The organism is Arthrobacter sp. Y3221114 (assembly GCF_059092625.1).
In genome coordinates this window covers 589,861-603,120 of sequence record NZ_JBNHHW010000001.1, presented here as the reverse complement: position 1 = coordinate 603,120, position 13,260 = coordinate 589,861, and the positions used below count along the sequence as shown (strand labels likewise).

The 13,260-nt window shown below is 69.4% G+C and carries 10 protein-coding genes and 1 pseudogene; 10 read left to right on the top strand and 1 reads right to left on the bottom strand.

Features of this window, described 5'->3' with window-relative positions:
- Positions 1 to 61: 61 nt before the first annotated feature.
- Complete coding sequence (locus AC5RV3_RS02785; RefSeq protein ID WP_494120810.1) at positions 62 to 736, bottom strand: vitamin K epoxide reductase family protein; 675 nt, start codon at positions 734 to 736, stop codon at positions 62 to 64.
- A 394-nt stretch (positions 737 to 1,130) separates the two neighbouring features.
- On the opposite strand from AC5RV3_RS02785, the gene AC5RV3_RS02780 reads away from it, so the two are divergent.
- The 10 genes and pseudogenes from AC5RV3_RS02780 (at position 1,131) to rsfS (ending at position 13,147) form a co-directional block, all read left to right on the top strand.
- Entirely contained in the window at positions 1,131 to 4,919 is a 3,789-nt protein-coding gene (locus AC5RV3_RS02780) for an Rne/Rng family ribonuclease (protein ID WP_494120809.1), read from the top strand.
- A gap of 432 nt (positions 4,920 to 5,351) precedes the next feature.
- A complete protein-coding gene (gene rplU / locus AC5RV3_RS02775; RefSeq protein WP_493977453.1) occupies positions 5,352 to 5,660 on the top strand; it encodes a 50S ribosomal protein L21 in 309 nt (102 codons plus the stop codon).
- A 54-nt stretch (positions 5,661 to 5,714) separates the two neighbouring features.
- Positions 5,715 to 5,975: a 50S ribosomal protein L27 gene (gene rpmA, locus AC5RV3_RS02770; protein ID WP_136785451.1), complete on the top strand. Its 261-nt coding sequence runs from the start codon at positions 5,715 to 5,717 to the stop codon at positions 5,973 to 5,975.
- A gap of 125 nt (positions 5,976 to 6,100) precedes the next feature.
- Positions 6,101 to 7,615 (top strand): annotated as a pseudogene (gene obgE, locus AC5RV3_RS02765) (GTPase ObgE); the annotation flags it as partial.
- A 25-nt stretch (positions 7,616 to 7,640) separates the two neighbouring features.
- Positions 7,641 to 8,774: a glutamate 5-kinase gene (gene proB / locus AC5RV3_RS02760; RefSeq protein ID WP_494121020.1), complete on the top strand. Its 1,134-nt coding sequence runs from the start codon at positions 7,641 to 7,643 to the stop codon at positions 8,772 to 8,774.
- 83 nt (positions 8,775 to 8,857) lie between these two features.
- Positions 8,858 to 10,174 (top strand): glutamate-5-semialdehyde dehydrogenase, encoded by a 1,317-nt coding sequence (locus tag AC5RV3_RS02755; RefSeq protein ID WP_494120808.1) that lies wholly within the window; start codon positions 8,858 to 8,860, stop codon positions 10,172 to 10,174.
- Between the two features lie 124 nt (positions 10,175 to 10,298).
- Entirely contained in the window at positions 10,299 to 10,532 is a 234-nt protein-coding gene (locus AC5RV3_RS02750) for a hypothetical protein (protein WP_494113102.1), read from the top strand.
- A gap of 45 nt (positions 10,533 to 10,577) precedes the next feature.
- A complete protein-coding gene (gene nadD, locus AC5RV3_RS02745; RefSeq protein ID WP_494121019.1) occupies positions 10,578 to 11,222 on the top strand; it encodes a nicotinate-nucleotide adenylyltransferase in 645 nt (214 codons plus the stop codon).
- 34 nt (positions 11,223 to 11,256) lie between these two features.
- Positions 11,257 to 12,720, top strand: a complete 1,464-nt coding sequence (locus tag AC5RV3_RS02740) for a hypothetical protein (RefSeq protein ID WP_494120807.1) — start codon at positions 11,257 to 11,259, stop codon at positions 12,718 to 12,720.
- A 40-nt stretch (positions 12,721 to 12,760) separates the two neighbouring features.
- On the top strand, positions 12,761 to 13,147 hold the full coding sequence (gene rsfS, locus AC5RV3_RS02735; protein WP_494120806.1) for a ribosome silencing factor: 387 nt from the start codon (positions 12,761 to 12,763) through the stop codon (positions 13,145 to 13,147).
- Positions 13,148 to 13,260 lie beyond the last annotated feature (113 nt).

Here is a 13,260-nt window from a genome sequence, read left to right as displayed (position 1 = left end):
CTTAGGAAGCTACCCGGGCAGCCCGGGAAGCTATTCGGGTCAGCCCAGGAAGCTACCCGAATTAGCCCAGGAAGGCGTCGATGAAGGCCAGGAAGATGGTCCCGGCGGTCACGATCCACAGCAGGGCAGTCAGGGTCCAGGCCCAACTGCCGGCGAAGCGGGCCACCGCCGGCGGCGCCTTGATCACGCCGTGCGCCAGGTTCCGCGCCGTGGTGTGCACCATCAGCGGGATCATCGCAGCCCACACGCCCATGCAGTACAGGCACAGGATGTGGATGTCGTAGAGCGCCTGGCTCCACAGCCAAACGACGAAGATGAAGCCCAGCGTGACGCCGATCTGCAGGCCAATCCAGTACCACCGGCGGAACCGCGCCCCCGCAAGGATCGCCACCGCCGTCGTGATGGGAACGGCGAAGGCGACGATCCCGATCAGCGGGTTGGGAAAGCCGAAGAGCCCGGCCTGCCAGTGCAGGAACACCTTGCCGCAGGAAACCCACGGGTTGATGTCGCAGCTGGTCACGTGGCCCGGATTCTCGTAGGTGGCCAGCCGTTCCAGGACCAGGATGCCGGACATGATCCAGCCGAAAACGCCGGTGGCCAGCAGCAGCCAGGCGAAGGGTTTTTCCCGGGCGACGCCGGGGACCTCGCTGTCCGGGAGTTGGCCGGACGCGGTCGCGGCCGGGGAAGTGGAGGTCTGCGCGTGGGTCTGCACCGTTATCCTCGGGCTAGGGGGCATTTGGGTCGATTCTACGCCGGGGCGATGGGCCATTACTCACCAAATCGCACCCGGTGTGAGAGAATGATCGTGGCTAATAGCAGCCCCACATGCTGCTGTTGGTCCAGCGACAGGCTTCCAGGTCCGTCGGCGATGCTTCCCGAACAAGCAGCCCATCAATCCGGATGGGCGCTGGGAATCCGCCGGACGGCCCTGCCGGTGAAGAGAAGGTTACGGCAGACGGAAAAGCGCCGCTGGTCCCCGGGTGTGCCGCGCCCCACGTGATGGCGCGAGCTCGGGTGATACCAAGACGACTTTCGGTGTCGGGCAGCCCAAGGCACCCGGATACCCGGCTACATGCCCCCGAGGGCACCGGGATGTGGCCGGTGCCGCAAGGGTTGGAGCACAACTTTAAATGGACAATGAACAGGTAATTCCCGCTACCTCCTCTCCGATCGACGTGCCGGAGGTACCGGCCAAGAAACCGCCGCGGCCCCGCCGCAAGCCCACCGTGTCCGCACCGTCGCAGGACCAGCTGGACGTGCAGCTTGCCGCCCCGGCCACTGACACCAATAACGACGGCGATGCCTCCGCCGCTTCCCCCGGGACCGCCGCAGCGCCCGACGCCGCGATAGCCGCCGGGGAGCAGCCCGCGGGTGAGCAGCCCGCAGGTCAGAATGCCGCCGGGCAGGACCCCGCAGGCGGCCAGCCGGCCGAGGCGGCTCCGGTGGCGACCCGCGTCCGCCGGCCGCGCAAGACCGCCGCCCAGAAGGCCGCCGAAGCCGCGGCCGCCCAGGCCGCGCCGCCGGAAGATGCCGCCGCGGTAGAGCCGGGCACCGCCCCGGCAGCCGCCGGTGAACCCGCCGTCGACCAGCCGGGCGAAACGGCTCCCGTCAAGACCCGCACCCGCCGGCCGCGCAAGACCGCCGAGGCTGCGGCAGCGGAAACCGTTCCGCAGGACGGGACCGGCGCACAGCCTGCCGTCGAGCCGGTCGAGCCCGACGCCAGCCCGGAGGCAGACGGAGCGGCGGAGCCCGCCGAACAGCCGGCCGGCCGACGTCGCACCGCCGCCACCCGCACCCGCCGCAGCACCAAGGCCCAGGCCACCGCGGCAGCAGCCGCCGAACTCACCATCGCCGAGGGCGAAGCCCCCGCCACGGCTACGGCCCAAGCCCCCGCCACGGCGCCGGTGGCCGCCGACGCAGGCGACGCAGCCGAAGCCATGGCCGGAAACACCGCCGGAACGGTAACGGCAGCCGAGAGTACGGCAGCCGACAATGCGGCAGGGGAGCTGCCCGCGAAGGCGCCCCGCCGTCGTCGCTCCGCCACGGCCGCCGCCGCTGCCCCTGTTGCCGAGGAGACCCCCGCCACCGCGGAGACGGCCCCGGCCGCCGAACCGGAGCAGACCGACGCCGCGGGAGACCCGGCCGAAGAAACCGCTGCAGAAGCGGTCGCCGGGACCGATCCGTTCACCATTCCGTCCTCGCCGGTATCCCTGCTCTTCCACGCCCCGGACCTGTCCGCCGTCGCCGCCAAGCCGGAACCGGCCGCGGCCGACGACTCGGACGAGGACGACGAAGACGGCGGACGCCGCCGCAGCCGGCGGAACCGCCGCGGCCGCACCCGCAACCGCCCCGAGGCCGAAACCGGCAGCGATGAGGCCGGCAGCACGGAAGAAAGCGACGAGACCGTTGAAGCCGCCGACGAGGGTGCGGCGGGGGAGAAGGACGGCGTGACCTCGCGCCGCCGCCGCCGTCGCCGCCGCGGCGATGCCGACCTTGAACTCACCGGCGGTGCCGACGACGACCCGCCCAACACTGTCACCCGGGTGCGGGCCCCGCGGCCCATCACCGAGACCGCCCCCAGCAACAAGGTGGCGTCGGTCAAGGGTTCCACCCGCTTGGAGGCCAAGAAGCAGCGCCGCCGCGAATCGCGCGAGACGGGCCGCCGCCGCCAGGTCATCACCGAGGCCGAGTTCCTGGCCCGCCGCGAATCCGTCGACCGCCAGATGGTGGTCCGCCAACGCGACGACAGGATCCAGATCGGCGTGCTCGAAGACGGTGTGCTGGCCGAGCACTTCGTGTCCAAGACCCAGCAGGACTCGTTGATCGGCAACGTCTACGTGGGCAAGGTGCAGAACGTGCTGCCCAGCATGGAAGCGGCCTTCATCGACATCGGCCGCGGCCGCAATGCCGTGCTCTACGCCGGCGAGGTCAACTGGGACGCCGCCCACCTGGACGGACAGCCGCGCCGCATCGAGCTCGCGCTGAAGTCCGGCGACTCGGTCCTGGTGCAAGTCACCAAGGACCCGGTGGGCCACAAGGGCGCCCGCCTGACCAGCCAGATTTCGCTGCCGGGCCGCTTCCTGGTCTACGTACCCGGCGGCTCCATGACCGGCATTTCCCGGAAACTGCCCGACGTGGAACGCAACCGGCTGAAGAAGATCCTGAAGGAACACGTTCCCGACGGCGCCGGCGTGATCGTCCGCACCGCGGCCGAGGGCGCCAGCGAAGAAGAGCTGATGAACGACATCAACCGGCTGCGCGCACAGTGGGAAGGCATTGAATCGCGTGCCGGTTCCACCAAGACGCTGGCACCGGAGATGCTCTACGCCGAGCCGGACCTGACCATCAAGGTGGTCCGCGACGTGTTCAACGAGGACTTCTCCAAGCTGGTGGTTTCCGGCGAAGAAGCCTGGGACACGATCGAGGCCTACGTGACCTATGTGGCCCCGGACCTGGTGGACCGGTTGGAGAAGTGGACGTCGGAGACGGACATTTTCGCCGCCCAGCGGATCGACGAGCAGATCCACAAGGCGCTGGACCGCAAGGTCTTCCTGCCCTCCGGCGGTTCCCTCGTGATCGACCGTACCGAGGCCATGACGGTGGTGGACGTCAACACCGGCAAGTTCACTGGCTCGGGCGGCAACCTGGAAGAAACCGTCACCAAGAACAACCTGGAAGCGGCCGAAGAAGTGGTCCGCCAGCTCCGGCTGCGCGACATCGGCGGCATCATCGTCATCGACTTCATCGACATGGTGCTGGAGTCCAACCGCGACCTGGTGCTGCGCCGGCTGGTGGAATGCCTGGGCCGCGACCGCACCAAGCACCAGGTGGCCGAGGTGACCTCGCTGGGCCTGGTCCAGATGACCCGCAAGCGCATGGGCACCGGGCTGCTGGAAGTCTTCGGCGAGCAGTGCGAGCATTGCGCCGGCCGCGGCGTGATCACCCACGACGAGCCGGTCGAACATCGCCGCCCGGCCGCGGCCACCGAGCACCACCAGGTCCGCATCGAAAAGCGCTCCGAACGGCAGTCGCGCAGCGAGAAGCGCCGCAACCGCGGCCAGGGCGGGCAGGAGTCTGTCGCCGAGGCCCCGGCCGCAGTGGGCCAGGAAGACGACGCCGAGCGCCGGGCCAAGGCCGAGGCCGCCCGTGCCGCACTGGCTAACATCGCCGCCGCAGCCCACGCCGCCCACGAGGCGGAAGAGCACCCGGAGACGGCCAAGGCCAAACGGCACGACGGCGAAGAACCCGCCGCTGCCGCCGCTGCCGCCGTTGCCGGCAAGCCTGAAGCGGCGGCGGCCGGTACGTCCGCCGGAGCGTCGGGCCAGCCTTCAGGCTCCGGACGCAAGCGCAGGTCGCGCCGCGCGGACGATCCCGGCGTGGCAACCGCCGTCCCCGCGGCATCGGCCGGCAAGGAACCCGAAGCCGCCGTGCTGGAGATCAACGGCGAAACGGTGGCCATCCCGCGCGCCGTGCATACCCCGGTGGCCGCGCCGGAAGAGCCGTCGCTGACCCTGGAGAGCCTCACCGAGGCCTTCAACAAGGTTGCTCCGGTGGAGAAGCCGCAGCCCAAGGCTGCGCCGGCGGAGAAGCCGGAGCCGGCCGCGGCGGGGACGTCCGGCGCTGCCGAGCCGCAGGCTCAGCACGACGACGCCCGGCCCGTGTCGGCTGCCGAGCCGCAGGCCCCGGCGGCGGCCGCCGTCCGCAAGCCGCGCCGCCGTCGTGCCGCCAGTAGCCCGCAGGGTGCTGCCGATGCTCCCGTCCAGACGGTGGATGCCGCCGTTTCTTCGGAGAACGACGGCGGTCACCGCCACGCCGCCACCGCTCCGGCCCCGTCCGCGTTGGCCGAAGCGGCAGGGGACAAGAACGAAGCTGCGGCTCCGGTGGTGCTGGGTGTAGGAGTACCGGCCTCGGAACTGTAGGCGCCGTCGCATGCCGGGCAGGCCGCGGACCGCATCGGTTCCGCGGCCTGCCTGTGCCCGGGCCAGGCCTGTCTGGTGCCCGGCAGGACACCGTCTCCAGCCTGTTTCCCGCCGCGGAAGCGGCGCCCGCCGTGTCGCGGCGGCGAAATGCGCGTACCCGGGCGGCGCGGCCGGTAGTATTGGGTGGTGCGCCCGAGCGGATTGCAGTCCGCCCGCGCCAGGAGAAGATGACGCCAGAGCCCGTCCCGGCACCCCCGGAGCCCCCTGGTTTGCGGCTGATAGCCGCAATAGCGTAATCTAGATCTTCGGTGCGTACGCCTTCGAAGGGTTTCCACCCGCAGGCGCGGATGCACAGTGCTTTCCAGGCCGTCATGTCGTGCCTGCGTATTCGAGCAAAAACTGTAATAAACGTCTAGAGAAGTGAGTTCCCAAGTGGTGTACGCGATTGTCCGCGCCGGCGGCCGCCAAGAAAAGGTTTCCGTTGGAGACCTCGTGACCCTTGACCGCGTCCCCGGCGAGGCCGGTAGCACCATCGAGCTGCCTGCTCTGCTCCTGGTCGACGGCGACAAGGTCACCTCTGCTGCCGATGCTTTGGCCAACGTCAAGGTCACCGCCGAGATCGTCGAAAATCTCCGCGGCCCGAAGATCGTTATCCAGAAGTACAAGAACAAGACCGGCTACAAGAAGCGCCAGGGCTACCGTTCTGCACTGACCAAGGTCAAGGTCACCGACATCGCGTAAGCGGTTCGCTGACTTATAGTAACGTTCCTTCAGAAACAAAGGTAGGCAAATCAGATGGCACATAAGAAGGGTGCGAGCTCCACTCGCAATGGTCGCGATTCCAACGCACAGCGCCTTGGCGTGAAGCGCTTCGGTGGCCAGGTAGTTTCCGCCGGCGAGATCATCGTCCGCCAGCGCGGCACTCACTTCCACCCCGGCGCCAACGTCGGCCGTGGCGGCGACGACACGCTGTTCGCTCTCGAAGCCGGTGCCGTTGAGTTCGGTACCCGCCGCGGACGCCGCGTTGTGAACATCGTTGCTGCCGCTGCGGAGTAATCCAAGCAGCTAACAGCTTTCCAGTGAGGCGGGCCGTCGGTCCGCCTCACTGGTGTTTTAACCAGACTAGAATCACTGGTGGGCCGTTTCGGTTCGCGCCCACCGGCACAGAGGAGATCGATCACGTGGCAACATTTGTTGACCGGGTAGTCCTGCATGTATCCGGCGGATCCGGTGGCCACGGTTGCGTCTCCGTCAAGCGCGAAAAGTTCAAGCCGCTGGGCGGGCCCGACGGCGGCAACGGTGGCAACGGCGGCGACGTGATCCTTCGCGTGGACGCCCAGACCACCACCTTGCTGGACTACCACCACGCCCCGCACCGTCACGCCACCAACGGCGGCCCGGGGATGGGGGACTGGCGCGGCGGTAAGAACGGCGCCACGCTGGTGCTGCCCGTCCCCGACGGCACCGTGGTCAAGACCAAGAACGGTGACGTTCTCGCCGACCTCGTAGGCGAGGGCGCCGAGTTCGTTGCCGCGGCCGGCGGCCAGGGCGGGCTGGGGAACGCCGCGCTGGCATCGGCCAAGCGCAAGGCACCCGGATTCGCCTTGCTGGGCATTCCGGGCGACGAGCGGGACATCGTCCTCGAGCTGAAGTCCATCGCCGATGTGGCGCTGGTCGGCTTCCCGTCCGCGGGCAAATCGAGCCTGATTGCCGCCATGTCCGCCGCCCGGCCGAAGATCGCCGAGTACCCGTTCACTACGCTGGTGCCGAACCTGGGCGTGGTCCAGGCGGGCGACATCCGCTTCACCATCGCCGACGTGCCGGGCCTGATCGAGGGCGCCAGCGAAGGCAAGGGTCTGGGCCACAACTTCCTGCGCCACGTGGAGCGCTGCGCCGCACTGGTCCATGTGCTGGACTGCGCGGCGCTGGAAGCAGACCGTGACCCCCTCTCCGACCTCGAGATCATCGAGCGGGAACTGGAACAGTACACGGTGGACATGAGCTACGCCGGCGCCGACGGCGACGTGGTCCCGCTGAACCAGCGCCCCAAGCTGGTCGCGCTGAACAAGGTGGACGTGCCCGACGGCCGCGACATGGCCGAATTCGTGCGCCCCGAACTGGAAAAGCGCGGCTACAAGGTGTTCGAGGTCTCCGCCTCCAGCCACGAGGGGCTGCGCCAGCTCGGCTTCGCCATGGCCGGGATCGTCGCGGCCGCCCGCGCCGAAGCGAAGGCCGCCCCGCCGAAGGTGGCCCCCGCCGTCCTGCGCCCGCGCTCCGTGAACGAGCGCGGCTTCATCATTCGGCGCGAGGAAAAGAACCTGGAACCGCTGTTCCGGGTGCTCGGGGACAAGCCCGAACGCTGGGTCAAGCAAACCGACTTCAACAACGACGAGGCCGTTGGCTACCTCTCCGACCGGCTGGCCAAGCTGGGGGTCGAGGACCAACTGTTCAAGTCCGGCGCGCGCCCGGGCGACACGGTGGTAATCGGCGAAGACGACGCCGTGGTCTTCGACTGGGAGCCCACCATGGCGGCCGGCGCCGAGCTGCTGTCCTCCCCGCGCGGCACCGACCTGCGCCTGATGGAGTACATCCGGCCCACCCGCGAAGAGAAGCGCGAGCAGTACCAGGAGCGGAAGGAAGCCAGGGCCGCCACCCGCGCCGAACTCGAGGCCGAGCGCAAGTCCGGCATCTGGACCGCAGGGGAAGACAGTGACGACGACGATGCGCGCTGAGCCGGCCACGGCGGCTGACCGGACGCTGCTGGCCACGGCCGAGCGTCTGGTGGTCAAGGTCGGCTCATCGTCGCTGACCTCGGTGGCCGGAGGCATCTCCGAAGGGGCCCTGCTGTCCCTGGTGGAGGTGCTGGCCGCCCGCCGCAACGCCGGCACCGAAGTCATCCTGGTGTCCTCGGGCGCCATCTCCGCCGGATTGGCCCCGCTGGGTCTGGCCCGCCGTCCGCGGGACCTGGCCACCCAGCAGGCAGCCGCCAGTGTGGGCCAAGGCCTGCTGATGGCCCGCTACACCCAGGCCTTCGGCGCCCGCGGCATTACCGTCAGCCAGGTGCTCCTGACCGCCGAGGACCTGATGCGGCGCCAGCACTACGCCAATGCCTACCGCGCGCTGCACCGGCTGCTGCACCTCGGCGTCGTCCCCGTGGTTAACGAGAACGACACCGTGGCCACCCACGAAATCCGCTTCGGCGACAACGACCGGCTGGCCGCCCTGGTGGCCCACCTGGTCAAGGCCGACGCGCTGGTGTTGCTCTCGGACGTGGACGCGCTCTACGACGGTCCGCCCAAGGACGGCGCACACCGGATCCCGCTGGTAGCCCGGCCGGAGGACCTGGACGGCGTGAACATTGGCCGCACCGGCGCCGCGGGCGTCGGCACCGGCGGCATGGTGACCAAGGTGGAGGCCGCCGGAATCGCCGCAGGGTCGGGCATTCCGGCCCTGGTCACGTCCACGCCGAACGCGGCGCGGGCGCTGGCCGGCGAGGACGTGGGCACCTGGTTCGCTGTCAGCGGCACCCGCCGGCCGCCGCGGCTGCTCTGGCTGGCGCACCTGGCCTCCGTGCAGGGCAGGCTGGTGCTGGACGACGGCGCCGTGCAGGCCGTGCGCGAAAAGCATCGGTCGCTGCTGCCGGCCGGCATCGTGTCGGTCAAGGGCGACTTCGAACCGGGGGATCCGGTGGAGCTGGCCGACGGTGACGGCCGCGTGGTCGCCCGCGGCCTGGTCAACTTCTCCTCCTACGAGCTCCCGCGCATGCTGGGCCGCTCAACCCGGGAACTCGCCGCGTCGCTCGGCCGGCAGTACGAGCGCGAGGTCATCCACGTGGACGACCTCGTCCTGCTCTGAACCACCCGTGTCAGCCGGCGGCGGCAGCGTAACGTGACCTCCGTCGTCGTGCTGTGCCGGGCCCACGGGCTAAAATCAAGGGTATGACCCAGACAGCCCCTTCCCAGTCCACGGCCGAAGAGCTCCAGGACGGCCGGAAACCGGACGCCACCGCCGCCGTCGAGGCCATCGCCGGACGGTCCCGGACCGCCGCGCGCCGGATGGCACGCGCCAACCGGGCCTGGAAAGACAAGGCCCTGCAGGAGATCGCCGAATCCCTGATCGCCAGGCGCGACCTGGTGCTGCAGGCCAACCGCCAGGACCTGGACGAGGGCAAGTCGAACGGCACCAGTGCCGCCCTGCTGGACCGGCTGACCCTGGACACCAAGCGCATCGACTCGCTGGCCGCTGCCCTGCAGAACCTGGCCGCGCTGCCGGACCCGGTGGGCACCGTGATGCGCGGACAGACCCTGCCGAACGGCCTGCGGCTGCGCCAGGTCCACGTCCCCATGGGCGTGGTCGCCGCCATTTACGAGGCGCGCCCGAACGTCACCGTCGACATTGCCGGCCTTGCGCTCAAGAGCGGCAACGCCGTGATCCTGCGCGGTGGCAGCGCGGCGCGGCACACCAACGTTGCCCTGCTGGGCATCATCCGCGACGCGCTGGACCGGGTGGGCCTGCCCTCCGATGCGGTGCAGAGCGTGGACGACTACGGCCGCGAGGGCGCCACCGCGCTGATGCAGGCGCGCGGCCTGGTGGACGTGCTGATTCCGCGCGGCGGCCGCGAGCTGATCCAGTCCGTGGTGAACAACGCGAAGGTGCCGGTGATCGAGACCGGTGAGGGCAATGTCCACATCTACCTGGACGAATCGGCCGGCACTGAGATGGCCGTGGACATCCTGCTTAACGCCAAGACCCAGCGGCCGTCGGTCTGCAACACGGTCGAGACCCTGCTGGTGCATCGCGATGCGGCAGCCTCCGCCGACGTCCTCGCGGCGCTTGCCGGTGCCGGCGTGCGGTTGCATGTGGACGAGCGGGTGGCCGGCATACTTCCCTCCGGGGTCGAGGCCCAAGCCGCCACCGACGAGGACTGGGGCCGCGAGTACATGGACCTTGACCTGGCGGTGGCGATGGTGGATTCCATGGACGATGCGGTCAAACACATCCGCACCTGGACGACCGGCCATACCGAGGCCATCATCACCAACGATCTGCGCAACGCCGAGAAATTCATAGCCGAAATCGATTCGGCGGCAGTGATCGTCAACGCCTCCACCCGGTTCACCGACGGCGGGGAGCTTGGGCTGGGCGCAGAGGTCGGCATTTCCACTCAGAAGATGCACGCCCGCGGACCGATGGGGCTGCGCGAACTGACCACCACCAAGTGGATCGTTCAGGGCGACGGTCAGGTCCGCGACTAAGCAGGTGCCGGCCGGGCCCGTCACGCCCGAATCACGGTTCCGCCGCCGGAACGCGTACCATGTGTAGGAAGCCATATCCCGTCCGCCTGCGTGCGGCCGGGCTGAAGAACCGCAAGGGAGAATCATGCTGTCTCAGGTCCTCGATGCCGCACTCGTGGCCAGCGAAGCCGCCCACGTAGAACTACCGGTCCCCGCCTGGGTGATCGGCGCCGGTTTCATGGCGGTCTTCCTGATCATGATGTTCGCCACGATCGCGTTCACCAGTGTCGGACAGCGCCACTCGGCGGTCGAGGAGCACGTGGACCCGCACCGGCAGCATCCGAACAAGCACGATCACGGCCAGGCCACGCGCCGCTAGCCGTTCGTGTCCGCGCTGCCCGTCAAAGCCCCGCACGCCGGAGACCTGCACCTCACTTACCCGGGGCGCAAGCTCCGGCTGGGCGTCATGGGCGGAACGTTTGACCCGATCCACCACGGGCACCTGGTGGCGGCCAGCGAGGTAGCGTCGGTCTTCGGCCTTGACGAGGTGGTCTTCGTGCCCACCGGCCAGCCTTGGCAGAAAAGCGGACGCGAGGTCAGTCGGGCCGAACACCGCTACCTGATGACCGTGATCGCGACCGCATCGAATCCGCAGTTCACGGTCAGCCGGGTGGACATCGAACGGCCGGGGCTGACCTACACCATAGACACTCTGCGGGACTTGCGCGCGGCGCGTCCCGACGCGGAGCTGTTCTTCATCACGGGGGCGGACGCGCTGGCGCAGATCATGTCCTGGAAGGACATCGACGAGTTGTGGTCGCTGGCGCACTTCGTCGGCGTGACCCGGCCGGGCCACGAGCTCCACAATCTGGGCCGCAAGGATGTGAGCCTGCTGGAGGTTCCGGCGATGGCCATATCCTCCACGGACTGCCGGGAGCGCGTGGCCGACAACCAGCCGGTCTGGTACCTGGTGCCGGACGGCGTAGTACAGTACATAGCCAAGTATGGTCTCTACCGTCGCGCGCCGGACGGCGCCGTCGCCCTGAGCCAACTGCAACCAAGCCAATGAAATCAGTCGTTTACTACTGGGTGATCAGCAAAGCATGAGCAATCAATCCCAGCCGCCGCCCAGTCGCCGGGACATCCGGCGGCAGCGCGACGGCGTCGGCACGGGGCCGGAGGCTGCCTCCGGGAACGCCTCCCAGGCACCGGATGCCCAGGCAGCGGCCCCAGTCGATGGCGGGGGAGAAGTTGCCCAGGCGTCCGGCGAGAGCCGAACAGAATCCCGCGAACGCCAGGGCGAGCGGTCCTCACAGACCCGCGCCCGCGAGCGTGAAGCGCGCCGTGCACTCAAGACCCTGACCGCGGCGCTGCCCAAGATCCCGGCCCCCGAGCAGGAACAGGTGCCGACCCGGCGCCAGCTGCGCCAACAGCAGCTGGAGCGCGAGAACCGCGTCCCCACGTCCGGCGCGCCGGCCGAGGGCGGTGCCCGGCTTTCGGGTGCCCCGGCTGCCCCCACAGACACGCGCGCCCGTTCGTTAGGTGCACCGGGCGCCCCGGCTGCTGAGGCGGACACCCGCGCCCGGGCGTCGGACGCCCCCGCAGACGCCCGCGCCCGGACGTCGGACGCCCCCGCGGACGCCCGCGCCCGGACGTCGGACGCCCCGGCGGATGTCCCGTATGAACCGCAGCGTCCGCCGATCGAGGGCGGACGGCGGGCCCGGCGCGGCGGGAACACCGGCCGGCATCCGGTTCAGCCGCCGGCCGACGCGCAAGCGAAGTCGCTCTCGGCGGCCGGACGCGAGGCCGTCGACGCCGGCGAGATGACCGTTGAGCAGGCGCTGGCTGCCCGCGATCTGCTGATGGGCCAGGCCAAGAACATGGTGGCCATGATGGAGTCCCGGCAGGAGCAGGACCCCCACGACGTGGACCTGGAACTGCTGGCCCAGCAAAAAGCCCTCGCCGAGCGTGCCGCGGTACTGAACCGCCGGGCCGCGGACAAGAAGCGGCTGAGTGACGAAAACGAACAGCGCCGGCACACGGCCACGGACCGGCCGGCGGCGGACATTGCGTCCGCTCCGATGGAATTCGTGGCCGTCCCGGGGACCGACCGGCACGTGCTCCGGCCGTCGTCGACTTCCTACGTTCCGGTGGTGACGACGCCGGCTCCGGCGCAGGCGCCGCCCGTCCGGCAGCCGGCTCCCGCACGGCGGCAGCCGGAATCGGCCAAGCCGCAATCGCCGGCGGCAACGGAAGCTGTGCCGGCAGTGGCAGGGACACCTGCGGGACAGGACCGGAACCCCGCCCCGGGACCCGTCGACACGGCCGCTTCGGCACCGCCTCGGTCTAAGATCCTGGCCCAGGCCGAAGCACTGGCCGAAGGGCGCGCTGCCACGATCCATCCGCTCAAGGCCAGCAGTGCCTACGGACTGGATCCCCTCGACGCCCGGACGGCAGGGCTCGACCGGGTCCGCCGGATCAGGCTCGCGGTCGGTGGTGCACTAGTGCTTGGCGCCGCTGCGTTCGCAGCGGGAATTGCCATGATGCTCGGAGTCTTTGGCGGCTAAAGCCGCCGCTCAAACGCTGGTTCATATTCCAAGGAGACACATGACCGCACCCGAAAGCTCGATCGCCATTGCCCGCACTGCCGCGAAGGCAGCCAGCGACAAAATCGCCGAAGACATCGTCGCCATCGACGTCAGCGAGCGGCTGGCCATCACCGACGTGTTCCTCATCGCTTCGGCTCCCACCGAGCGGCAAGTCAACGCCATCGTCGACGGCATCGAAGAGGAGCTGCACAAGCAGGACCTGCGCCCGGTCCGCCGTGAAGGCCGGTCCGAAGGGCGCTGGGTACTGCTCGACTACGCGGGCGTCGTCATCCACGTCCAGCACCAAGAAGACCGCGTCTTCTACGCCCTGGAGCGGCTGTGGAAGGACTGCCCGTTCATCGATTTGCAGTTGGGCGAGAAGCCCGCATCGACAGGCACGGAGTAGCCGCGCGAGCGAGCCCCTTGCCGGCCGCAACCAATCTGTCCGGCCTTGGGGCCCGCTCAGGATCCATCCGCTGATTTGGAATCCGTGAAGGTCTCTGCATAGAATATTCAAGT